Below are 25,075 nucleotides of genomic sequence, written 5' to 3' on the forward strand. Positions count from 1 at the left end.
ATCATGATCCACTCATTTGCTGTTCCACGTTCTGTTGAATGGAAAGAAACAGCCATTACCATTTTAAATCAGCAAAAGCTGCCTGATGTGACGGAATATCTGGAGCTGACGACGAAGGAAGATGTATTTGACGCGATTGTCACCCTCAAAGTAAGGGGCGCCCCGGCTATCGGTATTACAGCTGCCTTCGGACTTGCGCTTGCTGCAAAAGATATCGAAACAGATGATGTCACGGAATTCCGCCACAAGCTCGATGATATCAAAGCGTATTTAAACAGGTCGCGGCCTACCGCCATTAATTTATCATGGGCGCTTGAGAGACTGCGTCATTCGATCGAAAACGCCATTTCCGTAAATGAAGCAAAAACAAACCTTGTCCACGAAGCGATCCAGATTCAGGTCGAGGATGAGGAAACGTGCCGGATGATCGGCCAAAACGCCCTACACCTTTTCAAAAAAGGCGACCGGATTATGACGATCTGCAATGCCGGATCTATCGCAACAAGCCGCTATGGAACGGCGCTCGCTCCATTTTACTTGGCCAAACAGAAGGATTTGGGGCTGCACATCTATGCCTGCGAAACAAGACCTGTGCTTCAAGGTTCGCGCCTGACTGCGTGGGAGCTTATGCAGGGCGGTATTGATGTCACTCTGATCACAGACAGCATGGCTGCCCATACGATGAAGGAAAAACAAATTTCCGCTGTCATTGTCGGTGCCGACCGCATTGCGAAGAACGGTGATACAGCAAATAAAATCGGCACATACGGTCTCGCTATTTTAGCAAACGCATTGGATATTCCGTTTTTTGTTGCTGCACCCTTATCTACATTTGATACGAAGGTGAAATGCGGTGCAGATATTCCGATAGAGGAACGTGATCCCGAGGAAGTAAGGCGGATTTCCGGAGTCCGAATCGCTCCACCGGATGTGCCCGTCTTTAATCCCGCATTTGACATTACACCCCATGATCTCATTTCAGGCATCATCACAGAAAAAGGGATTATGACCGGCAGCTATGCAGAAGAAATTGAACAGCTGTTTAGAGGCGAAAAAATTCATTAAAAAACCGCTGAACTTTGCTCATGCCGGGCCGAGTCAGCGGTTTTTTTGTTTGTTTTTATGGATATTAATGATTTCATCTTTTTGAGCGCTTGATAAGATATGCAGTTTCTCAAACAGTTGGGCAAAAACAGCTATTTTCTCAGAGCGGCTCGGCTTCAATTGCTTTGTCCTCCTTTTTCATCAGACCAACTTTTTTAGCTTAATAAAATGATATGTCGGCCGCGAAAAAAGGGAACGTGCCATATGTTTTATTTTTCTTTATAGGAGATTCGCTCGATGTTCAGCAAAAAGGCTTTGAGATCTGTTTTACTTCCGGCATACCCTGTTAACGCGCTGTTTTTGCCGATCACTCTGTGACATGGGACAAAAATTGGCAGATCGTTTCGTTTATTGGCCTGTCCGACTGCGCGTACCGCTTTCGGACTGCCGATCGCTTCAGCGATATCAGCATAGCTACGGGATTCTCCATACGGTATCATCTTTAGCGCCGCCCAAACTTTTTGCTGAAAAGGAGTTCCTTTTTGGCTCAGCGGCAGCGAGAAGGTTTTTCTTTCGCCGGCGAAATATTCATGGAGCTGTTTTTTCGCTTCTGTCAAATAAGCCGTTTCATTGCGCTCTGTATTCTGAACGGTTTCATTCCACTCCATCCAATCATCCTGATTGAGAAATAGACGGGTAATCCGGCCATCCTCTTCAGCGATGATGAGTTCCCCGAGCGGTGTTTCAGCTGTCGTGTAGTAGTTCATTCATCAATCCTTCTTTCTTCAGCATTCTGTCTGACGGGAAGCGTAATATGGAAGACAGTGCCCTTCCCTTCTTCACTCTCTACTGTAATTTCGCCTTGATGTTCTTCAATAATTTTATAGCTTACCATAAGCCCCAGTCCAGTTCCCCGTTCTTTTGTTGTATAAAAAGGTTCACCAAGGCGTTTTAATTTATCTTCTGTCATTCCATTTCCCTCGTCTTTTAAGGAAATGAGAATATGATCTTGATCCAATGCCTTTATCCTCACAAAAATGTTCCCTCCATCAGGCATCACTTCGATCGCGTTTTTTAATATATTGATAAAAACTTGTTTCAACTGATTCGGTTCACAATAAATCGGCGGAATGTCATCCATTAACTCAAGTTGTATTTGTACATTGCTGAGATTGGCTTGCGCGTTTAAAAGGTCTATAGTGTCTCTCATAATTTGGGTAACGTGTTTTTCCTCATACATAATAGCCTGGGGTTTGGCTAAAATCAAAAATTCAGTGATGATGGATTCGATGCGTTTTAGTTCTGAGGTGATTACGTTAAAGTAAAGGGCGTAGTCTCCCTCCACACTTCCCTTCAGGAGCTGAATGAAGCCTTTAAGAGCTGTCATCGGATTTCTAATTTCATGAGCGATACCGGCAGCGAGTTCGCCGACAACATGAAGGGTATCTGACTTACGCAGACGTTCCTCAAGTTCTTTTCGCTCTGTTACATCTTTAAAAATAGCCAGGTTCATATTTTGAATGATATTTTTTTTAAAAGAGAATTCGAGTTTCCTGTTGTCACTGCTGCTCAGCACAAATGGAATTTCGTTGTCCATTTCATCAAAATGAATCTGCCTAGCCGATGATGCAACATTTTCTATTTCATATGAAGAAATAATATCTAACAGGCTGTGCTGTTTGATCTCTTCATGTGACAAGCCTAAAATATGGCTAGCTAACGGGTTGGCGTCAATGATCCTGTATTGATTATCGAACAATACATTGCCGTCCATTGAGCCGTTGAATACTTTTCTGAATTTCAGTTCACTTTCACGAAGTTCCTTTTCCATCCGCTTTCTGTCACTGACGTTTCTTAAAATCGTTAAGTGCTGATTCTCTAATATTGTCCGCTTTGAAGTGAATTCAAGTTCTTTAAATTGCCCATTCCCCATTTGAAACAGCAGCTCTTCTCTGATCTCTCCGTATTTTACGTATTTCTTCTTTGTTATGCTGTATTTCTTTTGCGAGTCAACGAGAAAATCAAACAGCTTTCGTTTCAACAGCAAATTCATCGGCAGCTCGAAAATTTTGCAGGCTGACTGATTCGCCTTCACGATTCTTCCATCATCCGACCAGATGATAATGGCATCCATCGCATTTTCAAAAATTTCTCTGAAGCGCTCCTCACTTTTAAAGAGCTGCAACTCCATCGACCGCTTCTCTGTAATATCCCTCATAATAGACATATAAAATCCGCTGATAATGTTAGAAGTGATCGTGAATTCAAATAGCTTTTGAACTCCTGATCGAAGCTTGACGGGCAGCTCTCCCTTCGCTTTCCCCTTGCGGTTGAGCGTCTTCCAGATATTGTCGAGATCTTTTTGAGAGCCGCCGTCTATGAACTTATACAACGATAAATGAGACAGCTCATTATGATTGATTTCAAAGCTTTTACAAAAGGACAAATTAGCATCAATGAAACCGCCATCTTTATCAAAAATAACGATTCCGTCAACAGCTCTGTCAAACAAGTCCTTAAAAAGCTGTTCATTCATAGAGAATTCGCGCTCCAGAATTTTCTTTGAAGATATGTCTCTCATGACAACAAAAAATAAATTCTCGCCAATGCCTCTTTTAGCAAGGAACTCTATATATTTTGTCGCCCCTCCATCAAGCTTAATCGGGACCTCCTTCCACAGGAAGCCTTTTTTAAAGAATTTCTTCGCGGCAAGATTCAGTTCATCCTTTGGAATTGAAAATAAGAAATCCAAAACAGAACGCTTTTTCAAATCTGACGAATTCACTTGAAGCATCCTCTCTGTTGCTTCATTCGCCTGAACAATTCGCATTTCATTATCACATATAAAAATAGCATCGAGCGTATTGTTGACAATCACTTGATGCTGCTTCAATTCCTTTTTCAGCCGGGCATTATCTTCTTTGAGGCGCTTCAGTTCTTCCCGCAGCTCCGAACTTGTCTGGACATCAAGAGTTTCCATACGTGTACACTCCTTCTTCAAAACCTATCCCTCAATATTTCTACAAAATGCGGGAACTTCCTTCATTCGCCCTATAAATTTCAGAAAATTTCAGTCTGATTACATAACAAAGACATTTTCGACGATCCTTACCGACACTTTACATCGCCCTAACAATCAGCCATTTTTCAGGTTCCTATTACATCTTTTATTTTAAAATACATACTAGCAGGGAATAATCTCTTAGTGACTGATGAAAGAGAAGGTGATGCTATGAGTAAATCGCGGGACAGTTATTTCGATAATGCAAAATTCTTATTGATATTCCTAGTTGTATTCGGTCATATTCTTCGTTCATTTATTCACGATAACAACTTTATGCTCTACCTCTACAAGTTCATTTACACATTCCACATGCCTGCCTTTATTCTTGTATCCGGTTATTTCGCAAAAGGCTTTAAACGCGCGGGGTATGTAAAAAAGCTGGCGGTCAAGCTGATTATTCCGTATTTAATTTTCCAAATCATCTATTCTGTCTTCTATTACATGATACAAGATGCAAGCATGGCAAATATGAATCCGATTGATCCGCAATGGTCGCTATGGTTTCTCGTAAGCTTATTTTTTTGGAACCTCCTGCTTTATCCATTTTCAAAGCTTTCAAAGCTAACAGCACTGTTTGTCAGCTGCGGAATTGCCGTGTTAATCGGCTATTTAGACTTTATCAGCAATACGCTGAGTCTTTCACGGACATTTGTATTTTTACCGATGTTCCTTGTCGGATTTTATTTGAATAAACATCATTTTGAATTATTGAAATCAAAACGAGGCAAACAAATCGCGCTCGGAGTGCTTACGGCCGTGTTTGTCATCTGCTCAGGCATCGATTTTGACTATTCGATTTTGTTTGGTTCAAAACCGTATTCTTCATTTGGAGATGTTACACTAGTAAGCGGACTTTCCCGCATCGGCTGGTATGTACTCGCTTTTGCAGCGACCTTCAGCTTTTTAGCGCTCGTTCCGCAAAAACGGTTCTTCTTTACAAAATGGGGGACCCGGACATTTTACGTGTATTTGCTTCATGGGTTTATTATTAAAACGCTGAGACAATTCGGTCTTGAGGATGTGCTTGCGGACTATCAGAGCTTAGTGATTCTCTTGCTATTAACGGCAGTCCTTACAAGCGTACTCTCCAGCAATTTTATCAAAACAGTTGCACAGCCCTTCATTGAGTTGAGGATAACCAACTTATTGCAATTTGTCAGAGGAACGGGCAAAAAAGTTTATTTAAAATAGAAAAAGACCTCTTAAGCGGAATACCCGCCTAAGAGGTCTTTTTTATTTTTGTTTTTCAGGCTTTGTGACTTCCAGTGTTTCGATGATCTTACCTGCATTGTAATCCCCAAGTTCACTTGAGAATTCTTCCTCAAGCACTTTTTTATTCATAGGCTTTTTGTGATTTTGCATGTCTCTGCTATGACGGTTTTTCTTCATAATCACATGCCTCCTTGCTGACCCTGTTTGGAATTGCGGTTTGCTCCTCTAAAATTCGGGTCGTCATGATACTGTGTCTTATAAGAATTCGGGTCCATACTCTCAGTAGGTGTATTGTTATTTTTAATGGCCTCATTTACTTCAGCTTTGCGCTTCATACGAATCCTCCTCATCAGTTTTCATGCAGGAGCGTTAAACTGCACCTGATGATGTTAGGTTCTCCAACTGAAACAGCCCCACACATCTTTTTTCTGGCAATCAAAAAAACACCGCAAAACATGCGGTGTTCCTTCTATCCGATAATCACTCTTTCCTTCGGATAATGATAATTCGCTTCACTTTCCTTTCTTCCGATCAGATACAGGAAGGTCAGGATACCGATTCGCCCGATAAACATCACAATCATAATGACACATTTTCCAACATTGCTTAAATCAGCGGTAATCCCCAGTGACAGACCGGTTGTACCGAATGCCGAGCATACTTCAAATAAAAGCTCCATCAGGGAATGCTTTTCTGTCATCGTAAGAACAAGTGTCGAACCAAAAACGAGCAGAACCGCCATCATTGTAACCACAAGCGACTTCATGAGATCAGCAGGATGCAGCTCCCGTTTAAATACCTTGACTGACTTATTGCCGCGGGCAAAATGGAACAGCGCCAGAAGGTTCAAGGCGAAAGTCGTTGTCCGTATACCTCCTCCTACTGAGCTTGGCGACGCTCCAATAAACATCAGCGCACAAACAAAAAATATTGTAGTGTTTGATAATTGGCTGATATCAATGGTTGCCAGCCCCCCGCTTCGAGTTGCTGTTGATTGAAACAGGGACAGAAACAAAATGTCATGCCATGACTTTCCCGCAAACGCGTGATTTGCTTCCAGGACATAAATGCCGATGGCTCCAAATAAGACCAGTGAGCCGAAGGTAATCGTCGTGATTTTCGTAAAAAGTGTAAACGAGTATTTCCGTTGCTTTGAAAACAAGAAATCCTTCACTTCGACAAGCACAGGAAATCCAATTGCGCCAAATACAATTAAAAGAATTGTAATAAATTGCACAAAATAATCATGGCGGAACGGAATCATGGAGCGGCCGGTAATATCAAATCCGCCATTTGTAGTTGCGCTGATACTGGCAAAAAACCCGTGTAAATAAGCTGCTTGATAGGAATCATAGTAGGTTAAGAAATAGGTGCCGAGTATCATTCCGCCAACAAATTCAATCAGCAAGATCAGAAATAGAACCTGCTTCATGAGATTAACAATTCCTGAAAACTGGGATTGATTTTGGTCAACCATTATCAGTTTCCGTTCTTTCAGCCCGATTCGTTTTCCCATGATCAGCCAAATAAACGTGCCGAGCGTCATAATTCCGATTCCGCCAAATTGCAGAACAAATGCCAAGATAAAAATGCCTATTGTACTGAATGTATCAGCAGTATCAACGACCGTCAGTCCTGTTACGCTGACTGAACTGACAGCTGTAAACAGCGCATCAATAAATGTCCAATTTGCCCCGGATTTATGGGCCGCCGGCAAACTCAGCAATAGAACAGCAACCGTAACGGCAAGAAAGTAGTATAACGCAATCAGCTGGGCGGGCGACAGCGCCTGTATTAATTTTCCAAACTTGAATTTCATGTAAAATCCTTCTGCCTCTCTTTTAAAGTACGTAATTATTCTAAAGATATTAGCTCCATTTTAAAAGGCTTTTACAAAACATTTTCTTAACTTGCTTCATTTTTTATGATTTTAGTCAAAGGATCAAATAAAAAACCTCTGAGAGATTCTCTCAGAGGAACAACGTGTCTGTATTATTTAGCTTCTAACCGCCTGATTCGCTCATCTAAATCAGGGTGAGTAGAGAAAAGCGAAGAGCGTTTTTTGCCGTTAATCTTTAATGTTTGCACAGCTGTCTGGTCGTCTTCCATCACACGGGAAGAATAGCCCTTGAGCGTCCGAAGTGCATGAATCATTTTATCCTTGCCGGCAAGGTCAGCTCCTCCCCTGTCAGCATGGAATTCGCGATGGCGTGAGAACGCAAACACAACCAGGCTTCCGAGAATAGAGAAGACAATTTGAAAGACAATCATTGCAATAAAATGAACAATTGGCGCAAGATCTTCCTTGACGAAGCGGCTTGCAATCCATGCTGCGATCCGCGATAAAAAGACGACAAAAGTATTGACGATACCTTGCAAAAGCGTCATTGTAACCATGTCACCATTAGTGATATGCGCGACCTCGTGGGCAAGTACGCCTTCAACCGCAGCATCATCCATTTGCTCCAGCAATCCTGACGACACCGCCACAAGAGAACGGCGTTTTGACGGTCCAGTCGCAAACGCATTTACTTCGGGTGAGCGGTAAATTCCGACTTCCGGCATTTTTGTTAAACCGGCAGAGCGGCTTAATCGGTGAACACGGTCAACCAATTGCTGCTCCTCATAGCTGAGCGTGTGTTTGTTCGGATTCAGCACTCTGACGCCCATCATCGTCTTTGCCATCCATCTGGACATCGCAAGAGATGTAAAGGAACCGACAAACCCAACGACTAGACTGAACACAAAGAGTGCAGTTGGGTCGATACCGCCATCAGCTGTAAAGTATGTTCCGACTCCGGTAACAGAGCTTAAAACAGACAAAACGATCCCGATTGTTGTAAGCACCAAAATATTCGTTAAAATAAACAGGAAAATTCTTTTAGCCATAACAACCTCCGTTATTTTTAAGTTCAAAAGAACCTATATATTTAAATTATAAAACATCTGTTTGAAAATGCAAGGGATTCGACGTATGATGTTAATGTAATTGCTGACGCTTCAATTCTGAATTCATACATAAACGTATATCCGCGCGTCAAAATGTTTTAAAGAGGTGAACAATGAACATTTTTAAACTGACTCGAACCGATATGGTCCGGCTGCTCTATTCTCTTAAAGGACAAGGAGACGTAAGCCCGCTCGATATTCTCGTCCAATCAGCGAACATGTCGGCAGAAAAAGCAGCCAATCATCTTGAAATTCCTGAATTTCTTACTAGATACGAACGAAAAAAACAGAGAAAAGAATATGGTCTCTCCACAAATGAAATCGTAGAACTTGGCAACCTATGCGAGCTGACTTCGTTAAAGTCCACTGCTATTCAAAACTGGGTAAAGCGTGATATCAAAGATTTGATCGGTCACCCTGAGCTGGGCAAAAAATACTCAGTTGAACAGGCTGTCATTCTTTTAATTGTACGTGATTTAAAATCCATTTATGACTTTGAACATATACGGGCTATTTTAAAAGTAGCCTTTAACACAATCACGGACAGATCCGATGATGTCATCAGCCCGATCGCTTATTATCAAAGCTGTGCATATGTGCTAGATGCCGTTCATCACCAGGACACGCCTTCTATGAAAGAATCGAATCTGCAAACGATCGTCGAACAGGAGACAGAGCGTCTCCGTCACCATTTTGAAGAATTGACTGACAGACAATGGCTTAAAATCAGACAGATTATCGCTATTACAGTCCTCTCCATTTTGACTTTCCATATTCAAACAACAGCACATAAAATGACAGAAGACATTTTATAGTCTGCACCCCCCAGCCTTCGGGCTGGGGGGTTCTTATTCTCCACAACAATTGCCAGCATAAATAATCCCCGTACATTTCAAACTAAATATGCGTTAAGAATTTCTCACAAAAAAAGGAGATGAAAAAGATGGCGAGCAGAAATAAACTCGTTGTTCCAGGGGTGGAGCAGGCACTAGACCAATTCAAACTCGAAGTGGCTCAAGAATTCGGTGTGAACCTTGGTTCAGATACAGTCGCACGCGCTAACGGCTCTGTAGGCGGGGAAATGACAAAGCGGCTGGTGCAGCAGGCACAATCACAATTCAACGGCACAACTAAATAAACTCAGGTCTCTATTCGCCGGGGGCACTCGGCGAATTTTCTGTTTGAGCTGAGTTATGATCACTGCTGCTGCCGTTTGGATTACGGCGGTCAGAAGCGTTATCGCTGCTAGAAGGACGGTTCCTGCCTTGTTCGCCGTTATTCCAGTCCCTGTGATATTGACTTTGCCCTTTTTCAGCGCTATTGTCCTCATTTCCTTTATCTTGAGGCTCTTGTATTTGGGGTTGCTCATAATCCCCATCTTTTTCGGCATTTGTGTTTTCATTTGAGTCCTTTACATTTTTATCCTTGCCATGATCCTCAGTCTGGTCATCCGTTTTATCATTTTTCTGGTCTTCGGAGTCCGTGGTATCCGGCTGTTCATGATCTTCTTGCTTACCGTCCTGGCTGTCAGTTTTTTGATCGATGTTTTCATCCTTGTTTCCGGCATTCTTTTGATCCTCTTCCTCGAGTGAATTGTCGGAGTCATGTTTTGATTTTTTATTATCTTTCTTTTCATTTGATTTGATGTAGCTGCCTGTTGAGATACCTTCCTTCTTCGCTTTTTCTCTCGTCTGCATATCTGACTCGAGAGATTCCATGCGATATGTCGTTTTATATTTTTCGGTCACGTCATTCAGCTGTTTTTTCACAGCTTTTTTATATGTATGGTCTTGTGTATTTTCATAAACAGTGGAAATCAGTATTTCTTTTGTTTTCTTTACATACCCCTGCTCACTGCTGTCGGTTATAATATCGTCAATCACCTTTTTAAAATCCGTCTTCTCCCAATCATCTATATCATCCATAACCTTCTTTCCCTCATCATTCAGGGGCGTCATTTCAATCACTTCGTAATCGCTGTTTAAAGCCATTTCAAGGCTTGGATTGATATCAATTGTCATATACGCATAAGCCTTATTATTAGAAAAAGTGGGGAGAACTATAAAAATAAAAAGCATAATTGCAGTCATCGTAACAATCCCCATTTTGAAAGGGCGCAGTTTTAAAAAATCAAAAAAGCTGGCCCTTCTGCCCATGCGTGATTCGCTCGGAATCATGATTTCTTCTCCAATTTCATAACTTTGGCGATCATTTTTCGTTTTTAAAAATTGTCCGTCAGGGGTCAGCAACGTGACGAATTTTCTATTTTTCTCTACTATTATCCCTCTTCTCATGAGTGCAGCACCCCTTTAAGATAATCTTTTAAATAAATATAATCACCTGTAATAATAATACACATCGCAATAATATATTTCCTATTTCTCTCAATTGTTTTTCGGCTTACAGAGACAAGGAGTTCCAGCTGTTTCACCGGAAGCTGTTTCTTTGTATACAGGATAGCGGCCAATTCTTCATGTTCAACAAGAGTCATTGCCACCTTTATGGCATTTTGTCTTGCGTCCGCATGCTTTGGAGAGTTTTCAAGCAGCTCTTTAAACGATAAACCATACTCTTTAAGCTGCCTTTGAAAATAGAGAATTTCCTCCCGCCTCTGCTCCTGTTCAACTTGACGGCGATATTCATCAATGGAAAGCTCGGCTTCAATCAGGCTTTGTGATGACTCCTGATCGTCTCCTTCCTGTGAATCAATATTTATATTTTGTGCGCTCCTGGCTTCTTTTCTGATGTAATCAATAACTTTTCTTTTTATGATAAGCTCAGCAAATGCGAGCAGTGAATTGCCTTTTTCAGGTGAGTATTTTTCAATAGCTTCATTAAATGCGATCAGCCCAATGCTGAACTCATCGTCTTTTTCATCTATATATCGTTTACAAACGGATGAAACCGTCTTTGCGATAAATGGCTTATATTGCTGTATTAATTCATTTTGCAAATCTTTATTGCCTTTTTGTATACTTTCAACCGTTTTTTCAAGCGTTTGCTTCTTTTTTCCTAATTTAAACAAAAGGCTAAGCACTGGTTTCACCTCAGTTCCTCCCTATAACTACTCATTAATGATAGCTAATTTGATAGGGAATCGCAAAGGAGAAAAAGAAATATTGATTTCCAATGTCTCAATTATGACAAACCACTCTGATGTACTATACAAGTTTTCGTGTCTTTCTAGAGAATTAAGGGGGTGTTATACGTGTTTTTTGTAACAAAGCTGTTATAAAAATGTTATTTTATTTCGTAGATGAAAACGTTTCACACATAAAAAGACTCTGCCTTTAAGCAGAGTCTAAAAAATCAAGCCTGTTCGCGGCTGTTGTTTTTTTGATCGTTTTGTATGCCCTCCGGCTGTTTTTTTCCGCCTGACAAGAACCAGCCGCTGACCGCGATTGCCGCTAACACACCCCAAAATATCAGCTTCCATGTTCCAGAATGGATAAAGTGTTCAGAAACAACTGCTATCTCTTGATGGGCAAGTGTATATAAAGCAAGCTTCACCCCGACCCAGCCGACAATCACAAAGGCTGCTGTTTCTAGGCTTGGACGTTCCTTTAATAACTTAACAAACATGGAAGCCGCAAATCGCATAATCACCAGACCAATGATACCCCCGGCCAAAATGACGAGAAATTGCCCTCCGTCAAGTCCGCCGATCTTCGGGAGCGGCGTCCCAGGAAGTGTTACCGCCAACGCGACTGCCGCTAAGATGGAATCAACCGCAAACGCAATATCTGCCAATTCAACTTTTATAACAGTCGGCCAAAAACCGCTTTGCTTCGTCTCTTTATGTTTGTCTTCTTTCTTAAACACATATCTTTTCAGTAAGTGGCTTGCTGAGATATACAGCAGATAGATCGCGCCAATCGCTTGCACCTGCCATACGTTGACTAAAAAAGAAATGGTGAATAGAGAGCCAAATCTCAGAACAAAAGCCCCTGCCAGCCCATAAAATAATGCTTTTTTCCTTTTTTCCTCTGGCAAATGTTTGACCATAACCGCCATAACCAACGCGTTATCAGCGGCTAAAATTCCTTCCAGCCCGATCAAAACGAGAAGAACCCAACCATACTCTACCAATAATGCTGCATCCATTAATGATCCCCTCCTCTTTCTCTTCATCCGAACTTATGCCGGCCGGAACATGCAAAAAAGACCTTTGCCGACATAAGGCAAAGGTCTTGCTAGACATGAATTCAGGCATGCCAACAAAGCCGATGGATATCGCAATCCATGAATTGACGACTTTGTTTCCGGAATCTCTTCCGGACGCTACTCCCCTTTGGGATTCAAGAAATATGATATTATATGTCAATGATATGCACAGCGCGATACTTTGTCAACGCTTATTTTTTAAAAATACAGATAAGTGTTCAGAGTGGGCACGTTTCTTCCTCTTTTTTATCAGCAGCCAGAGCAAAAACACCACTAAAATCGCTATCCCGACTGGAAACATATATTGATCGAGGATAGAGCCGACTTCCTTCCAATTCTCGCCGAGCTTCACACCAAGATAAACGTATACAAATGTAATCGGCAGCATGGCAATGAATGTATAAAGCGAAAACACCCACACATTCATTTTTGCAATTCCGCACGGTATGGAAATCAATGTCCGGATCCCAGGCAAGAAACGGCCGCTGAAGGCGACAAACCCTCCGTGTTTTTTAAAAAATTCATCCGACTTATTGAGCGCTTCAGGCTTAATAAAGAGGTACTTCCCAAAACGCTCAAGAAATGGCCTCCCTCCGTATCTGCCAATCCAATACAGCGTAAGCGGACCGACCACACCGCCGAGAGATCCCGCCAAAACAGCGCCAACAAGTGTCATATCGCCTTTAGAGACCCAATAACCTGCAAGCGGGAGGACGATTTCAGCAGGGATAAACTCAATACAGAGCGCTAGAAATACTCCAAAATAAGATAAACTTTTAAACGCTTCTATCCATGACATCACCAGCTCTTCGATAGCTACCACTTCCCTTTATTTTCAGTTATGTAAATTTCATTTTTTCAAGACACCAACATGATTTTAACACATTTTTCACGGTCATCTGAACCAAAGGGAGATCTCCCAAGTATTTCTTCAGCTTCACTTGGATTATAGCACCTGTGGTCACTTACTTGTCTTAAATCGATTGAAAATGATGAAACCTTCTAACGGTGACGGCTGTTTTTTCATCCATAAGTTGCTACGCATGAATCGCACTCTTCCTCTTCACACTAAAGAAAAAAAGGGGTTATCGCTATGCATACCATGTGGAAGGGATCGATTAGTTTTGGTTTGGTAAATATCCCTATCAAGCTATATGCAGCTACAGAAGATAAAGACATTAAGCTGCGCAGCCTTCATAAAGAGGATCATGCGCCGATCAAATACGAAAAAATTTGCACGAATTGCGAGAAAACACTCGGTCCTGAAGAAATTGTGAAGGGATATGAATACGTAAAAGGAAAATATGTTGTGCTGACGGACGAAGATTTAAAAAGCTTAAAGCAGGAGCATGAGGAGAAAGCGGTTGAGATTGTTGATTTCGTTCAGCTTCAGGAAATCGACCCGATTTATTTTAACCGTTCCTATTTTGTCGGCCCCGGGGATAACGGTACAAAAGCCTATACCCTGCTGCGTGAAGCCTTGCGTTCAACCGGAAAGATCGGCATCGCCAATATGACAATCAGATCGAAGCAGCAGCTAGCCATTCTCCGCGTTTATGAAAATTGTATCGTGATGGAGTCTATCCATTATCCCGATGAAGTCAGAAGCGCTGGCCATGTCCCGGGTGTGCCTGATCAATCGAATGTAAATGAAAAAGAACTGCAAACCGCTATCACTTTAATAGATGAGCTGACTGCTGAGTTTGAGCCTGACAAATATGAGGATACGTACCGGCAGGCGCTGCTGCAAAAAGTCAACGATAAGCTTGAAAATAAAGAAACAGCCGTTACTCCAGATAAAGCGCCTCCTCGTGAAGATGTCATTGACCTGGTCAGCGCTTTGCAAGCCAGCATAGACCGCACCAGAGAGCCAAACCAGGAAACGAAGAAAGCTGAGCCTGTCCAAACTGCTGAACCGAAAGGAGCCGGAAATAAAAAACGAAAAACAACTAGAAAAAAAGCCTCCGGCACGCCATAATCCATGGTATTAACCATGCAGCCTGTCCTTACTTCGTCACCGCCAATAGGACCAGAATGGCGCTACGAAATAAAATATGACGGATACCGCTGTATTCTCCACCTCCATTCTAAAGGTGTAACCTTAACCAGCAGAAATGGCTTGGAGCTTACCAGCACCTTTCCTGAAATCACCCAGTTTGCCCAAACTGCCTTTCAGCATATGGAAGAAGATCTTCCGCTGACACTTGATGGCGAAATTGTATGTTTGGTGAACCCCGGCCGTTCAGATTTTGAACATCTTCAAGTGCGGGGGCGTTTGAAACGGCCAGATAAGATTATGGAGTCAGCAAACGCGCGCCCGTGCGTCTTTCTCGCCTTTGATTTGTTAGAGCGCTGCGGAAAAGATGTGTCATTTCTTTCGTATTTGGACAGAAAAAACTCATTGCACGATCTTATGTCTGCAGCAAAGCTTCCCGCATCTCCCGACCCTTACGCTAAGGAAACCATTCAGTATATCCCCTGCTATGAGCAGTTTGATTCGCTTTGGGAGATGGTTACAGAAGATGACGGTGAAGGAATTGTAGCGAAAAAAACAAACAGCAAGTGGCTTGAAAAGAAGCGGTCATCCGATTGGCTTAAATATAAAAACTTTAAACAAGCCTATGTTTGTATAACAGGGTTTAACCCCAAGAATGGATTTTTGACGGCATCTGTGTTAAAAAACGGCGTCATGACACCGATTGCCTCTGTCTCACACGGAATGCGCGATGAGGAAAAAAACGCTATACGCGAGATTATGAAACAGCATGGCCAGCAAGCACCATCGGGAGAGTTCACGCTTGAACCATCGATTTGTGCTGCCGTTCAATACTTAACAATTCTCCAGGGTACATTAAGAGAGGTATCGTTTATCGGTTTTGAATTTCAGATGGACTGGACTGAATGCACGTACACTCAAGTTATACGCCGCTCCAAGCCTGTCAATCCAAAGCTTCAGTTCACAAGCCTGGATAAAATCATATTTGAAAAGAATAAAAAAACGAAAGATGATTTTATTCAATACATGATTGAAGTCAGTGACTACATGTTCCCATTTCTAAAAAACCGCGCTGTCACCGTCATCCGCTATCCGCATGGCTCAAGAAGTGAATCGTTTTTCCAAAAAAACAAACCAGACTATGCGCCGGGTTTTATTCAAACTTTCTATGACGGAAGCCATGAACATATTGTCTGTGAAGATATGTCGACTTTATTATGGCTGGCCAATCAGTTAGCCCTGGAATTTCACGTTCCTTTTCAAACCATTCAAAGCAGGCGTCCGGCTGAGATTGTTATTGATTTGGACCCGCCTTCTCGAGATGATTTTCTCATGGCTGTGCAGGCTGCAAATGAACTGAAGAGGCTTTTTGACTCCTTCGGCATTACATCGTATCCGAAGCTGTCAGGCAACAAAGGCATCCAGCTTTATATTCCCTTGTCTCCTGAGGCATTTACGTATGAAGAAACACGTCAGTTTACCCAGCTGGTCGCTGAGTACTGCACCAATGTATTTCCCGAGCTCTTTACGACAGAACGCTTGATTAAAAACAGGCACGGGAAATTGTACCTTGATTATTTGCAGCATGCAGAAGGAAAAACGATCATATGTCCTTATTCGACAAGAGGAAACGAGCTTGGCACTGTCGCTGCACCGCTCTATTGGCATGAGGTCCAAACATCCTTAACACCCGATATGTTTACGATCGATACTGTCGTTGATCGGATCAAGAAGCAAGGCTGCCCATTTTTTCATTTTCACCGCAACCCACAAGACGAACCTCTTAGCGCCATTTTACATCAATTGAAGAAAAAGATCTGACTATCATCGTGCGTTCAGGCAGGACACCTAGCCGCCTTCTCGACACAAAGTCCTAAAACGTTTATGTTTTAGGACTTTGTCTTGTCATCTTTTCAGCATGATTGAAAAACCCATGAAGAGGCATCTGAGCACAGCGAATGTTGAAATTTATGAGCACCGAAGCGCAGCCTTGACAACGAACACGAGGTTTTGCCGCTGACACGCAGAGAGCTGACTGATGAAGTCAGCTCTCTGCGTTCAACTGTACTTTTTCTCCAATCGATCCCGCTCCTGACGCTGGAGCGGACTTAGCGGCTCATTATACAAATCGATATCAATCGCATATTTCGGCCGTCTTTTCACTTCTGAAAAAATCGTTCCGATATATTCACCGATAATTCCGATTCCCATTAATTGCAGCCCGCCCAAAAACCAAATGGAAATAATAAGCGACGCCCACCCTGCATTTGTATGGCCTAGCAGCTTTTGCACGAACGCCCCGATTCCCGCCACAGCACTTATGAAAAGTAAAATAAATCCTAAAAGCGTAAAAAATCGAATCGGCGCGACACTGAAGGATGTGATCCCGTTAAAAGCAAATGATAGCATTTTTTTGAGCGGATATTTCGTTTTGCCGGCAAAGCGTTCCTTACGGTCATACAAAACTTCGGCAGATCTAAAGCCGATCATAGGAACAATACCTCTTAAAAACAGATTCGCTTCCGGATAACGAGCGAGCTCTTCAAGAGATCTTTTATTCATTAAACGAAAATCAGCATGATTGTATATTAATGTAATCCCAAGCTTATTCATAAGCCGGTAAAACCCTAAAGCAGTCGTGCGTTTAAAAAAGGTATCGGTTTTTCTGCAGCGGCGGACACCATAAACGATTTCACAGCCCTCATGGTATTTCAGCATAAAATCCCGAATCACAGAGATGTCGTCCTGAAGATCAGCATCAATCGAAATGACGCAGTCTGATCTGTTTTTCGCTTTATGCAGCCCGGCTAAAAGCGCTTTTTGGTGTCCGACATTGCTGGCTAATTTTAAGCCTGTAACCTTCTTGTTTCTTATGCTTTCCATTGCAATCAAAGCCCAGGTGCGGTCTTTGCTGCCATCATCGACAAACAGAATTTTACTGTCTTCAGCAATTAACTTTTCTTCAAACAGGCTGTCTACAACCTCTGTCAGCTGACGGCTTGTCTCTTGAAACACTTCCTCTTCATTGAAACATGGAACGACGATGGTTAATACTGGCTGTGACTGTTTCAATTCATATCCTCCTTATCTTGTTTCGTATAAATAAATGCGCCATGCGGAATGTTCATGGTCAAACATTTTAACGAGCGCGAGATGGTTTTGATCAGCATTCCTGATCGGAACTGAAGAGAAAATATAGCGTCCACCCATTTTTTTAAATGCATCCGTATTTAATTGAAGATTGCTGATCGTTTTCTTGGAATTCTTCTTGAAATCATATCGTTTACCGAGTTCATCAACGAAAAGATAGCAGCGGCTTCCCCACTCATCAAAATATTGTTTTAGACGATCATTTTTTTCCAGCTCTTTTTCAATGATTTTCCTGAATTCGTATTTATATGAGAGCGGATATAGGTTGTTATACGTATCTAACGTGTAAAACCCGTTATATTGGGCGATTGACGGATGCAGCCCGATGCTTGCCACCCTGTACGAATCTTGAGGGCGTCCGATATATTCCTTAATTTCTTTAAATTGCTCAGATGCATAAAACTCCCGGAATGTCGGCGCATTATAGTGGACGCCATACGTATATTCTTCATTAAAAGGCGCCAGCACCATCAGCTGTGCAGCGACTGCTGCGTATACAAGCCATTTCCACCCTTTCCCCATTCGCCAAATGAGATATAAAGCAAGCGCAAAACTCACGTAAATGACAAGAGGACGGAGAAAATGAAAACGGGCAAAATTGAATTCAGCTAAAAAGGCAAATGTCTGCTTGGGCACTGCCCATATCTTGTTAAACCAAAACGCATACCATAATGACAGCCCGTAATTAAGTACACATAAAAACAGATAACCATTTTCTAACTTTGTCCGGTTTCGCTTAAAGAGCAAAGCTGCAAACACGAGCAGCACGATCGGAAGGATGACGAGGGTATGAACGGTCATCACATGATTATGGCCATAAACAAAGTTTTTTACGGATAGACGAAGAGAATGCCATACGTCATGCCTTGATGAAATGAATTCAATCCGATGCATCGGTGCATGCGAAAACAGCATTGAATAGACAAGCCGGTATTCAACGAAAAGATAAATACTCGTCATAAAAGCGATACTGCCTAAAAAAGCCAGATTCCATCTTCTTTTTGTGATCGTATCATTCAGCCAAAAGCACGCCATCCCTGCTAGGAAAAAGAAGAAGCCTAAGACAAAGCTTGAATATAAAGGAAGCAAGCCGAGCGTCAGCCACTCCCTCCATGAAAAATCCCCTTTTCTGATATTCAAAAAAGCCCACAGTGCCAAAGGATATCCAAGTGTACTCAGCATTCCGGAAGGCCAGAAAGGTGTCAAAGCAAAGGCCAGTGATACGCCAATTCGTATGAAGGCTGCTTTCGGCTCGGGGATGAAATGTTTTTTCAACAGCACATACATTCCAAAAAAAGCAACAACCCTTGTTATCGTCTGGCTTATTGCATAGGCGGTCATGGAAGAAAACAAAGCGTGCAGCCAAACAATTCCGCTCAGCTCAGTGCCAAAGGCATCCCTCGGCAGCCCGTTAATGATTTGCGGAATAGCAGCGTCCACCTTGCCGATGACTTCTCCGCTATCTGCCAGTACCTTGTACCAAGCAATATTGGAATCTAAATTGTCGTGGACGCGAATATGGGCATCTTCCTTTAAAATAAAAAGCGGTGATACATACAGTAATAGAAGAAATAATGCGATCCAGAGATAATATGTTTCTTTTTTGTGTTGGCTCATTAATCGTAACATCGCTTACACATCCATCTGTTATTCTGACCACATCCGGCATGTTCTGCCTTAGGTGTCAAAATTTATTATCCCTTTTCCTTTCCAAAACATTCATCAGACAACAATCTGATTCTCAAGCCTGTCGATCACCCATTAATTCCCGCTATCCATTAGGTTCGATCACTTACTATACTAATAAGAGGGGAGGGGATATATTTTGTTTATCATCTTACTTTCGTTGGCCATACTCGTGTGTGTGCCATTTCTATATAAAGCGAATCGCAATACAAAAGATGTAAAGGTCAACACCATTTCAATTGATCAAAAAGACGGCCTTCCAGCCAGAAAAAAATTAAATATCCTTCATTTATCAGATCTTCACCTAGAAAACATTTCTGTTTCACCTGAAGAGCTGTATCAGCTAACAAAACATCAGCCTGTAGACATCATTGCGCTTACCGGAGATTTTCTAGACCGAAAACGTAATATTCCGAAGCTGGCAGGTTACTTACATGCATTGCAAAAGCTGAAGCCCGCATATGGAATGTTTGCGGTGTTCGGCAATCATGATTATGTATTGAAAGAAAAGGACTTTCAGAGATTAAAGCGTGTTTTAGAGGAAAACGGCTGTACCACCCTGCAAAATGAGCATGTTCAAATCGAGACAGCTGCAGGGCATGTCAATATTATCGGCATTGATGATTACAGTACCAATCGCAGTCGTATTTCCGGCTCTTATCAGCATCTAGAAAACGGCTATCATCTTGTATTAACACATGACCCAAACATTGTTTTGGATATGGAAGATGTTCATTATGATTACCTGCTTTCTGGCCATTTTCACGGCGGGCAGATTCACTGGCCAAAACCGTACCATTTGGTGAAAATGGGCAAACTCGTGCGCATGAACATGATTAAAGGCCTTCATTATCACCACGATAAGCCGTTTTATATCAGTGAAGGCTTAGGACAAACCGGTGTAAATATCCGTGTCGGAAGCCGCCCTGAAGTGACATTTCATCAAATTTAATGTAAAAAAGACTGAGCTGATCGCGGCATCAGTCTTTTTTTTGATAGATATTCTGAAGCTTTTCTGTTGAAATAAACAAATAGGATGAATGTGGTAAATGCCGCAGGCTCACTGGCTTTGAAGTGAGAAATAAAATCGGCACATGGGAAAGCTTTTTAAAGCATCTGTAAACAGGGTTGACCGGGATGACCACATCAAAGCCGAGCCTTTCCACGCCTTTGTCAAGCATTGTAATGCCAATGATTCCTTTGATTTTTTCCCTTTTTTTATGATTGTTGATGTACTCCAGGAGCATCGGCATCGCCTGATATACTTTTTGATAGATAATGATTCCCTTTCGGACCGCGTTTTCAATGCTTTGCAGCTCTGTAATCAGCTTTATGTTATGGAGATGAATTTTAACGAGCACATCATTTTTTTTGATATGTGTTCCGTCGCTCAGCACGACATGATGTCCTTTGTATTTCGTCAGCCTGACTCGCAAGATGCCTTTACGATCTTTGCCAAGCAAGGTCAGCCTTGAAAAAAAGAAATAAATCGGGTCAACCGCTCTCCAAATGGAGAGAAAACAGGCTTTCATCACTTCACCTTCCTCATGATCAAACACACCCTTATATTTTGCGATTGTTCTCCTCAAAATATAGTTGCCATATTTTTTAAGCATTTTTTTTGACCAAAGTAGTCGCCGATCCCCTGCAGGCTGAATTGGACTCTCAAGTACTGGCATCTGAAAATTGATGTTTTTCATATGCGGATAGAAGGAAAGCGTGACATTATAGATTCTTCACCTGCTGAAAAATCAGGAGGGCAGCCAAAGAAAAAAGCTTCTGATCTGCTGAATCAGAAACGGTCCGAATAAGACAGTTGTGAGTGGATACTTTGATTTTTTATGGAGCGGGATTACCCCGACTTACATATCAAGAAGCAGCTCTTATGTGGTGGAATCAACTTATACGAAATATTATGCAGCAGGAAAGAAAAGCTCTACTGTCATGTCAAAAGTTTACGCCACCTTTTTTCCTGCCTTCACAGAAAACGCTCAAGCGCACAGTTAAAACTGGGAGGTGACCATTCCGTATCATGCAGGAGAAAAGAAATGTGAACCTTCTAGAGAATCTTAGACATGAAAAAGCGGAGGGGTGTATCACTATGTAACAAAAAACACTCCCTGAAACAGAGAGTGTAGAATCGTTAACGAAACAATAAATGCTGGCTGTGAATGCCAGCTTTCTTCAGCAGGACGATCAGCTGGTCTTGCTCATCAGACGAAAGACCTGAAAACGCTCTCGCAATACGCAGTGCATGGATCGGATAAATTTTATCCAAGTACTCCATTCCCTTGTCAGTTAAATGTGCGTAAACAGACCGTTTATCTTTCGGGTCCTGTTCCCTTACTAAAAACCCGTTTTTTTCTAATTTGTCGATGACATATGTGACGTTCCCGCTCACAAGCAGAAGTCTTGACCCAATTTGCTGTAATTTTTGCGGGCCTCTTGTGTACAGAAGCTCCAGTACAGCAAATTCAGTGGGGTTAAATCCGTGCTCTTTGCTGTCACGGATACTATGTTCGGACACACTTTTGAAAGCTCTCGCAAAAACTCTGTACAAATTCATCGCACGCTCAACTTCTTCTTCGTTAAACGATAATCTCATCATATCTACCTCGTATATAGGATTTTTATAAAAATATAATGAAAACCCTTACATATAATAAGGGTCCAGTCCCTTGCTATATGTATTCTCTATGCATTCAAGAAATTCCTTCTGAAAGAAAAAAATCCTTATACATTATCTTGTATAAGGATATGTTTTGCGATTTCGAACGCTTCGGAAAAAATAAGCGTATTCTTTCCGAAGTTCAGAAACCGTCATTTTGTTCATCACTTCTTTGTTATAAACTCCGATTTGAAAGAGTTTTTCAGAATAATGGTTTCGTTCTTTTTCTAAAGCAGATTTCAATAAATTACTCATAGCGCCCTCCTTCATTTTGAGGTATCCTATACAAAAGATACTCTTTTTAAATGAACGTGGTATGAATTTCATGTAAAGAATTTATGTTTACGAAGATTTTCGATAAAGTCCGTTTTGAACTGATCTTAATAATTGAAAAGCATGTTCTCCGGCAAGCTGCATAAACGCCTCCAGCATTTCATCGCGCTTGATATCCAACTCTATAATTTCTTTTGCCAGTGAGACTGCTTTTTCTTTCTCCATGATTATCCTTCCTCCTCGTTTATTCATTACATAAAGAATAAAACGCACTTGTATGTTACGCATTATTCTTGTTAATTTTTCTTCCGTATTTTTTCAAAAATCTTCTATTCAATGTTAGAAAATATGACAAGCGTCAGGTTTTTTCTCTTTGTTTTTTATATACTATTATCAAAAGACATCCAGGGGTGGAAAAATGGCCACAGAAGATCATTCTTATAAAGACAAAAAAGTGATTTCAATCGGGATTGTGAGTGAATTGACAGGATTGTCCGTAAGGCAGATCAGGTACTATGAGGAACGAAAGCTCATTTATCCGCAGCGTTCTTCGAGGGGAACGAGAAAATATTCCTTTGCCGATGTGGAGCGACTGATGGATATTGCCAATAAACGCGAAGACGGTGTACAGACGGCTGAAATTTTAAAGGATATGCGTAAAAAAGAACAGATGCTGAAAAATGATCCGCAAGTGCGAAAAAAAATGCTGGAAGGGCAGCTTAATGCTCACTTTCGGTATAAAAACCGGTAAATGATAAAAGTCCGGCTCACGATGGAGACGGACTTTTATCATTTATAATGATTGTATGAATAAAGTGGCAATGCCAAAGTAAATTAATAAAGACAAAATATCGTTTAACGTTGTAATCAGCGGGCCTGAAGCGATCGCCGGATCAACGTTCAGTTTATGCAAAATAATCGGGATAACAGTTCCTGACATCGTACCGATGATTAAAGTGAAGAACAGTGAAGAAGCGACAACAAATCCAAGCAATGCGCTTCCCTGCCACAAGATGGAAACAATCGCAATCAGCACAGAGCAAACCGCTCCGATATAAATACTTGTTCTGAACTCCCGGAAAATCAGGCGTAAAATGGTTTTTTTGTTCATTTCTTCTTTAGACAACCCTCTGATGACCACCGCGAGAGATTGTGTTCCCGTATTTCCTGTCATCCCTGACACCATTGGCATGAAGAACGCCAAAGCGACAACCTGCTGAAGGGCATCTTCAAAATAACTGATAATGCTTCCGGAAATCAGACCGATAAACAAGAGCAAAATCAGCCATGGCAGGCGTCGATACGCCGCTACGTAAGCCTTTGTGTCAAAGGTAATATCTTTACCCGAAGCGGCAAATTTTTCATAATCCTCATCAGCCTCCCGAATAACGACGTCGATAATATCATCGACTGTTACAATGCCGACAAGCACATTGTTCTCTTCCACAACAGGGATAGCCAAGAAATTGTAACGTTCAATCAGACGGGCAACTTCTTCTTGGTCCTGAAGGGCGTCAGCAGATATGACACGGGTAAACATTAAATCCTGCACCTTTTCTTCAGGTTCGCCCAAAATTAAATCACGGTATGAAAGGACGCCTACCAGCTGTTTGCTTTCATTAATGACATATAAGTAGTTGATCGATTCAGCTATTTCGGCAAAGCTTTTCAGCTTGACGACCGCGTCTTTCACCGTATAATGCTGAGGAATCCATACATACCGGTTTGTCATCATACGTCCCGCCGAGTCAGCGGGATAATTCATCAAAAGCTGTACTGCTTTTGACTCTGACGCTTCCATGCTGGACAAAAGCTGTTCCTTCAGTTCCTCGTCCATTTCTTCAAGCAATTGAGCAAGGTCATCGTTGTCCATTTTGTTCATCGCAAGAGTTGCTTTTGTTTTTCCGACTTTATTTAAGACGACAAGCTGGTATTCGCGTTCCAGCTCTCCGATCATATCAGTAATATCATCCACAGTTAAATAAGATAAATAGCGGGCACGGTATTTCTCCGGCATTTCTTTAAAAATAAATGCCATATCATAGGGCTGAAGCTCATCAATAACATTTCTAAAATCCCTGATTTTCCCGTCTCGCAATAAAATAATGATGCGTAACATAAGTTCGTCGTAGGTCATGTTTTGAATCATCGGGACTCGTACCTCCTCTACGGAGACGTGCCGGTCTCGCCTGAAGGTGCGGCAGATCGTCTCCTCATCGTGTAATCAATTATCTCGCTGTCATAGTATATGGGTACTTCTTCAGATTGACTCGAATGGGGAGAATCCATACTCCGCACCTCCTTTTATAAGATTCGTTTTAAAGGCATAAAAAAAGCCTTCTGGATTGAAGGGGAAAGAAGCACGGCAAAAAAGCGTGCAGGGCGCCTTCAATCGTAGAGCTTTAGCACTGTATGGCATAGGATCTAAACATCCAGCTGCATTAAAAATCACCTTATGTCGATGATTTCTGTTGACCCATTGGCGTCTTTGGACATTTTTGGGCAGCAGCGTATCTCCATACAGGAGCCTCACCTAACGAAGTTTTAATTGAATTGACACACTGAGATTACAGAAAAAAATAAGCTGTGTCAACTCAAAAAAGTAATTAATGCGTTTTCATTACAATTACGAAACAAAATAAGGGCCAAAGCCCTTATTCTGTCGTTTGTGTCTCGTCATCTTCAGATAGCAAATGATAGGTTTCATGAAGTAATAAAGCGTACTCTCCTTCCTTCGTCGGATGGGGCACATATTCAGCCTGATTGATATATTGCTCCTCTTTCTTATCCATCTGTTTCGCCTCCTTTTTTATTTAGATTGTCCAAAAGAAGGTTTCTTATCATGAAAATCCCCTGCTTAATGATACGT

At 41.8% G+C, this 25,075-nt stretch carries 27 protein-coding genes and 1 riboswitch; of the genes, 8 read left to right on the plus strand and 19 right to left on the minus strand.

Features of this window, described 5'->3' with window-relative positions; genetic code table 11:
- The first annotated feature begins 3 nt into the window (after window positions 1-3).
- The gene (gene mtnA, locus AAGG74_RS06980; protein WP_429674901.1) at window positions 4-1,065 is read left to right on the plus strand and encodes an S-methyl-5-thioribose-1-phosphate isomerase; all 1,062 of its coding nucleotides are present in this window, start codon (window positions 4-6) and stop codon (window positions 1,063-1,065) included.
- 33 nt (window positions 1,066-1,098) lie between these two features.
- On the opposite strand, the gene AAGG74_RS06985 is transcribed toward mtnA, so the two are convergent.
- The 3 genes from AAGG74_RS06985 to kinE form a co-directional block, all read right to left on the minus strand.
- The gene (locus AAGG74_RS06985) at window positions 1,099-1,224 is read right to left on the minus strand and encodes a hypothetical protein (protein ID WP_162101352.1); all 126 of its coding nucleotides are present in this window, start codon (window positions 1,222-1,224) and stop codon (window positions 1,099-1,101) included.
- Window positions 1,225-1,313: 89 nt separating this feature from the next.
- The gene (locus tag AAGG74_RS06990) at window positions 1,314-1,811 is read right to left on the minus strand and encodes a methylated-DNA--[protein]-cysteine S-methyltransferase (RefSeq protein WP_162101351.1); all 498 of its coding nucleotides are present in this window, start codon (window positions 1,809-1,811) and stop codon (window positions 1,314-1,316) included.
- The gene (gene kinE / locus AAGG74_RS06995; protein ID WP_429674902.1) at window positions 1,808-4,024 is read right to left on the minus strand and encodes a sporulation two-component system sensor histidine kinase KinE; all 2,217 of its coding nucleotides are present in this window, start codon (window positions 4,022-4,024) and stop codon (window positions 1,808-1,810) included. The genes AAGG74_RS06990 and kinE overlap by 4 nt, the downstream gene beginning before the upstream one ends.
- 252 nt (window positions 4,025-4,276) lie before the next feature.
- Between kinE and AAGG74_RS07000 the strand changes: the two genes are divergently transcribed.
- Entirely contained in the window at window positions 4,277-5,299 is a 1,023-nt protein-coding gene (locus AAGG74_RS07000) for an acyltransferase family protein (protein WP_225494127.1), read from the plus strand.
- 42 nt (window positions 5,300-5,341) lie between these two features.
- Here AAGG74_RS07000 and AAGG74_RS07005 read toward each other — a convergent pair whose 3' ends face one another.
- The 4 genes from AAGG74_RS07005 to htpX all read right to left on the minus strand — a co-directional run bounded on the left by AAGG74_RS07005 (window position 5,342) and on the right by htpX (window position 8,209).
- Window positions 5,342-5,497, minus strand: coding sequence for a hypothetical protein (locus tag AAGG74_RS07005; protein ID WP_429674903.1), 156 nt, complete (start codon window positions 5,495-5,497; stop codon window positions 5,342-5,344).
- A 2-nt stretch (window positions 5,498-5,499) separates the two neighbouring features.
- Window positions 5,500-5,655 (minus strand): hypothetical protein, encoded by a 156-nt coding sequence (locus AAGG74_RS07010; RefSeq protein ID WP_003232510.1) that lies wholly within the window; start codon window positions 5,653-5,655, stop codon window positions 5,500-5,502.
- 134 nt (window positions 5,656-5,789) lie between these two features.
- Complete coding sequence (locus tag AAGG74_RS07015; RefSeq protein ID WP_162101346.1) at window positions 5,790-7,139, minus strand: TrkH family potassium uptake protein; 1,350 nt, start codon at window positions 7,137-7,139, stop codon at window positions 5,790-5,792.
- A 173-nt stretch (window positions 7,140-7,312) separates the two neighbouring features.
- Window positions 7,313-8,209: a protease HtpX gene (gene htpX, locus AAGG74_RS07020; protein ID WP_429674904.1), complete on the minus strand. Its 897-nt coding sequence runs from the start codon at window positions 8,207-8,209 to the stop codon at window positions 7,313-7,315.
- Between the two features lie 173 nt (window positions 8,210-8,382).
- Between htpX and AAGG74_RS07025 the strand changes: the two genes are divergently transcribed.
- A complete protein-coding gene (locus AAGG74_RS07025; RefSeq protein WP_162101344.1) occupies window positions 8,383-9,084 on the plus strand; it encodes a DUF1836 domain-containing protein in 702 nt (233 codons plus the stop codon).
- Between the two features lie 128 nt (window positions 9,085-9,212).
- Window positions 9,213-9,407: an acid-soluble spore protein SspD gene (sspD, locus tag AAGG74_RS07030; protein ID WP_162101343.1), complete on the plus strand. Its 195-nt coding sequence runs from the start codon at window positions 9,213-9,215 to the stop codon at window positions 9,405-9,407.
- Window positions 9,408-9,417: 10 nt separating this feature from the next.
- Here the strand turns inward: sspD and AAGG74_RS07035 are convergent, their stop codons facing one another.
- The 4 genes from AAGG74_RS07035 to AAGG74_RS07050 form a co-directional block, all read right to left on the minus strand.
- Window positions 9,418-10,563, minus strand: coding sequence for an anti-sigma factor domain-containing protein (locus AAGG74_RS07035; RefSeq protein WP_429674905.1), 1,146 nt, complete (start codon window positions 10,561-10,563; stop codon window positions 9,418-9,420).
- Complete coding sequence (gene sigI, locus AAGG74_RS07040; protein WP_162101341.1) at window positions 10,560-11,315, minus strand: RNA polymerase sigma factor SigI; 756 nt, start codon at window positions 11,313-11,315, stop codon at window positions 10,560-10,562. Before sigI ends, AAGG74_RS07035 begins: the two co-directional genes overlap by 4 nt.
- 263 nt (window positions 11,316-11,578) lie before the next feature.
- Window positions 11,579-12,373: a TerC family protein gene (locus AAGG74_RS07045; RefSeq protein WP_429674907.1), complete on the minus strand. Its 795-nt coding sequence runs from the start codon at window positions 12,371-12,373 to the stop codon at window positions 11,579-11,581.
- A 244-nt stretch (window positions 12,374-12,617) separates the two neighbouring features.
- Window positions 12,618-13,232 (minus strand): DedA family protein, encoded by a 615-nt coding sequence (locus tag AAGG74_RS07050; RefSeq protein WP_225494257.1) that lies wholly within the window; start codon window positions 13,230-13,232, stop codon window positions 12,618-12,620.
- 294 nt (window positions 13,233-13,526) lie between these two features.
- Here AAGG74_RS07050 and ku point away from each other — a divergent pair, with 294 nt between their 5' ends.
- Both ku and AAGG74_RS07060 read left to right on the plus strand, forming a co-directional pair.
- Window positions 13,527-14,411, plus strand: coding sequence for a non-homologous end joining protein Ku (ku, locus tag AAGG74_RS07055; RefSeq protein WP_488167950.1), 885 nt, complete (start codon window positions 13,527-13,529; stop codon window positions 14,409-14,411).
- A gap of 3 nt (window positions 14,412-14,414) precedes the next feature.
- Complete coding sequence (locus AAGG74_RS07060) at window positions 14,415-16,250, plus strand: DNA ligase D (RefSeq protein ID WP_429674908.1); 1,836 nt, start codon at window positions 14,415-14,417, stop codon at window positions 16,248-16,250.
- Between the two features lie 237 nt (window positions 16,251-16,487).
- On the opposite strand, the gene AAGG74_RS07065 is transcribed toward AAGG74_RS07060, so the two are convergent.
- Both AAGG74_RS07065 and AAGG74_RS07070 read right to left on the minus strand, forming a co-directional pair.
- Window positions 16,488-17,501, minus strand: a complete 1,014-nt coding sequence (locus tag AAGG74_RS07065; RefSeq protein ID WP_225494131.1) for a glycosyltransferase family 2 protein — start codon at window positions 17,499-17,501, stop codon at window positions 16,488-16,490.
- A 12-nt stretch (window positions 17,502-17,513) separates the two neighbouring features.
- Window positions 17,514-19,208: a DUF6044 family protein gene (locus tag AAGG74_RS07070; protein ID WP_429674910.1), complete on the minus strand. Its 1,695-nt coding sequence runs from the start codon at window positions 19,206-19,208 to the stop codon at window positions 17,514-17,516.
- A 196-nt stretch (window positions 19,209-19,404) separates the two neighbouring features.
- Between AAGG74_RS07070 and AAGG74_RS07075 the strand changes: the two genes are divergently transcribed.
- Entirely contained in the window at window positions 19,405-20,217 is an 813-nt protein-coding gene (locus AAGG74_RS07075) for a metallophosphoesterase (RefSeq protein WP_429674911.1), read from the plus strand.
- A 28-nt stretch (window positions 20,218-20,245) separates the two neighbouring features.
- On the opposite strand, the gene AAGG74_RS07080 is transcribed toward AAGG74_RS07075, so the two are convergent.
- The 4 genes from AAGG74_RS07080 to AAGG74_RS07095 form a co-directional block, all read right to left on the minus strand.
- Entirely contained in the window at window positions 20,246-20,797 is a 552-nt protein-coding gene (locus AAGG74_RS07080; protein ID WP_429674912.1) for a YkoP family protein, read from the minus strand.
- A gap of 611 nt (window positions 20,798-21,408) precedes the next feature.
- Window positions 21,409-21,873 (minus strand): MarR family winged helix-turn-helix transcriptional regulator, encoded by a 465-nt coding sequence (locus AAGG74_RS07085; protein WP_162101332.1) that lies wholly within the window; start codon window positions 21,871-21,873, stop codon window positions 21,409-21,411.
- Between the two features lie 132 nt (window positions 21,874-22,005).
- Window positions 22,006-22,188, minus strand: a complete 183-nt coding sequence (locus AAGG74_RS07090) for a Fur-regulated basic protein FbpA (RefSeq protein WP_162101331.1) — start codon at window positions 22,186-22,188, stop codon at window positions 22,006-22,008.
- 87 nt (window positions 22,189-22,275) lie between these two features.
- Window positions 22,276-22,431: a hypothetical protein gene (locus tag AAGG74_RS07095; protein ID WP_162101330.1), complete on the minus strand. Its 156-nt coding sequence runs from the start codon at window positions 22,429-22,431 to the stop codon at window positions 22,276-22,278.
- 193 nt (window positions 22,432-22,624) lie between these two features.
- On the opposite strand from AAGG74_RS07095, the gene AAGG74_RS07100 reads away from it, so the two are divergent.
- Entirely contained in the window at window positions 22,625-22,957 is a 333-nt protein-coding gene (locus tag AAGG74_RS07100; RefSeq protein ID WP_003218544.1) for a MerR family transcriptional regulator, read from the plus strand.
- A gap of 42 nt (window positions 22,958-22,999) precedes the next feature.
- On the opposite strand, the gene mgtE is transcribed toward AAGG74_RS07100, so the two are convergent.
- Together mgtE and AAGG74_RS07110 are read right to left on the minus strand one after the other, a co-directional pair.
- Window positions 23,000-24,355 carry a magnesium transporter gene (mgtE, locus tag AAGG74_RS07105; RefSeq protein WP_162101329.1) on the minus strand — a complete coding sequence of 452 codons (1,356 nt, stop codon included), beginning with the start codon at window positions 24,353-24,355 and terminating at the stop codon, window positions 23,000-23,002.
- Window positions 24,356-24,586: 231 nt separating this feature from the next.
- Window positions 24,587-24,754: riboswitch (M-box (ykoK) riboswitch) on the minus strand.
- 106 nt (window positions 24,755-24,860) lie between these two features.
- Complete coding sequence (locus AAGG74_RS07110; protein ID WP_429674913.1) at window positions 24,861-24,998, minus strand: transcriptional regulator SplA domain-containing protein; 138 nt, start codon at window positions 24,996-24,998, stop codon at window positions 24,861-24,863.
- Window positions 24,999-25,075: the final 77 nt, after the last annotated feature.

It is taken from the genome of Bacillus mexicanus, from assembly GCF_050445615.1.
GTDB lineage: Bacteria > Bacillota > Bacilli > Bacillales > Bacillaceae > Bacillus > Bacillus mexicanus.

Coding starts and splice junctions, on each gene's coding strand:
- AAGG74_RS07015 (WP_162101346.1), bottom strand. CDS start 7,139: ATGAAATTCAAGTTTGGAAAATTAATACAGGCGCTGTCGCCCGCCCAG.
- AAGG74_RS07070 (WP_429674910.1), bottom strand. CDS start 19,208: ATGTTACGATTAATGAGCCAACACAAAAAAGAAACATATTATCTCTGG.
- AAGG74_RS07110 (WP_429674913.1), bottom strand. CDS start 24,998: ATGGATAAGAAAGAGGAGCAATATATCAATCAGGCTGAATATGTGCCC.
- AAGG74_RS07085 (WP_162101332.1), bottom strand. CDS start 21,873: ATGATGAGATTATCGTTTAACGAAGAAGAAGTTGAGCGTGCGATGAAT.
- sspD (WP_162101343.1), top strand. CDS start 9,213: ATGGCGAGCAGAAATAAACTCGTTGTTCCAGGGGTGGAGCAGGCACTA.
- AAGG74_RS07025 (WP_162101344.1), top strand. CDS start 8,383: ATGAACATTTTTAAACTGACTCGAACCGATATGGTCCGGCTGCTCTAT.
- AAGG74_RS07000 (WP_225494127.1), top strand. CDS start 4,277: ATGAGTAAATCGCGGGACAGTTATTTCGATAATGCAAAATTCTTATTG.
- AAGG74_RS07005 (WP_429674903.1), bottom strand. CDS start 5,497: ATGAAGAAAAACCGTCATAGCAGAGACATGCAAAATCACAAAAAGCCT.
- mgtE (WP_162101329.1), bottom strand. CDS start 24,355: ATGATTCAAAACATGACCTACGACGAACTTATGTTACGCATCATTATT.
- AAGG74_RS07095 (WP_162101330.1), bottom strand. CDS start 22,431: ATGGAGAAAGAAAAAGCAGTCTCACTGGCAAAAGAAATTATAGAGTTG.
- AAGG74_RS07010 (WP_003232510.1), bottom strand. CDS start 5,655: ATGAAGCGCAAAGCTGAAGTAAATGAGGCCATTAAAAATAACAATACA.
- AAGG74_RS07045 (WP_429674907.1), bottom strand. CDS start 12,373: ATGGATGCAGCATTATTGGTAGAGTATGGTTGGGTTCTTCTCGTTTTG.
- AAGG74_RS07090 (WP_162101331.1), bottom strand. CDS start 22,188: ATGAGTAATTTATTGAAATCTGCTTTAGAAAAAGAACGAAACCATTAT.
- kinE (WP_429674902.1), bottom strand. CDS start 4,024: ATGGAAACTCTTGATGTCCAGACAAGTTCGGAGCTGCGGGAAGAACTG.
- htpX (WP_429674904.1), bottom strand. CDS start 8,209: ATGGCTAAAAGAATTTTCCTGTTTATTTTAACGAATATTTTGGTGCTT.
- AAGG74_RS06990 (WP_162101351.1), bottom strand. CDS start 1,811: ATGAACTACTACACGACAGCTGAAACACCGCTCGGGGAACTCATCATC.
- AAGG74_RS07080 (WP_429674912.1), bottom strand. CDS start 20,797: ATGAAAGCCTGTTTTCTCTCCATTTGGAGAGCGGTTGACCCGATTTAT.
- AAGG74_RS07060 (WP_429674908.1), top strand. CDS start 14,415: ATGGTATTAACCATGCAGCCTGTCCTTACTTCGTCACCGCCAATAGGA.
- ku (WP_488167950.1), top strand. CDS start 13,527: ATGCATACCATGTGGAAGGGATCGATTAGTTTTGGTTTGGTAAATATC.
- AAGG74_RS07035 (WP_429674905.1), bottom strand. CDS start 10,563: ATGAGAAGAGGGATAATAGTAGAGAAAAATAGAAAATTCGTCACGTTG.
- AAGG74_RS07050 (WP_225494257.1), bottom strand. CDS start 13,232: ATGTCATGGATAGAAGCGTTTAAAAGTTTATCTTATTTTGGAGTATTT.
- mtnA (WP_429674901.1), top strand. CDS start 4: ATGATCCACTCATTTGCTGTTCCACGTTCTGTTGAATGGAAAGAAACA.
- AAGG74_RS07100 (WP_003218544.1), top strand. CDS start 22,625: ATGGCCACAGAAGATCATTCTTATAAAGACAAAAAAGTGATTTCAATC.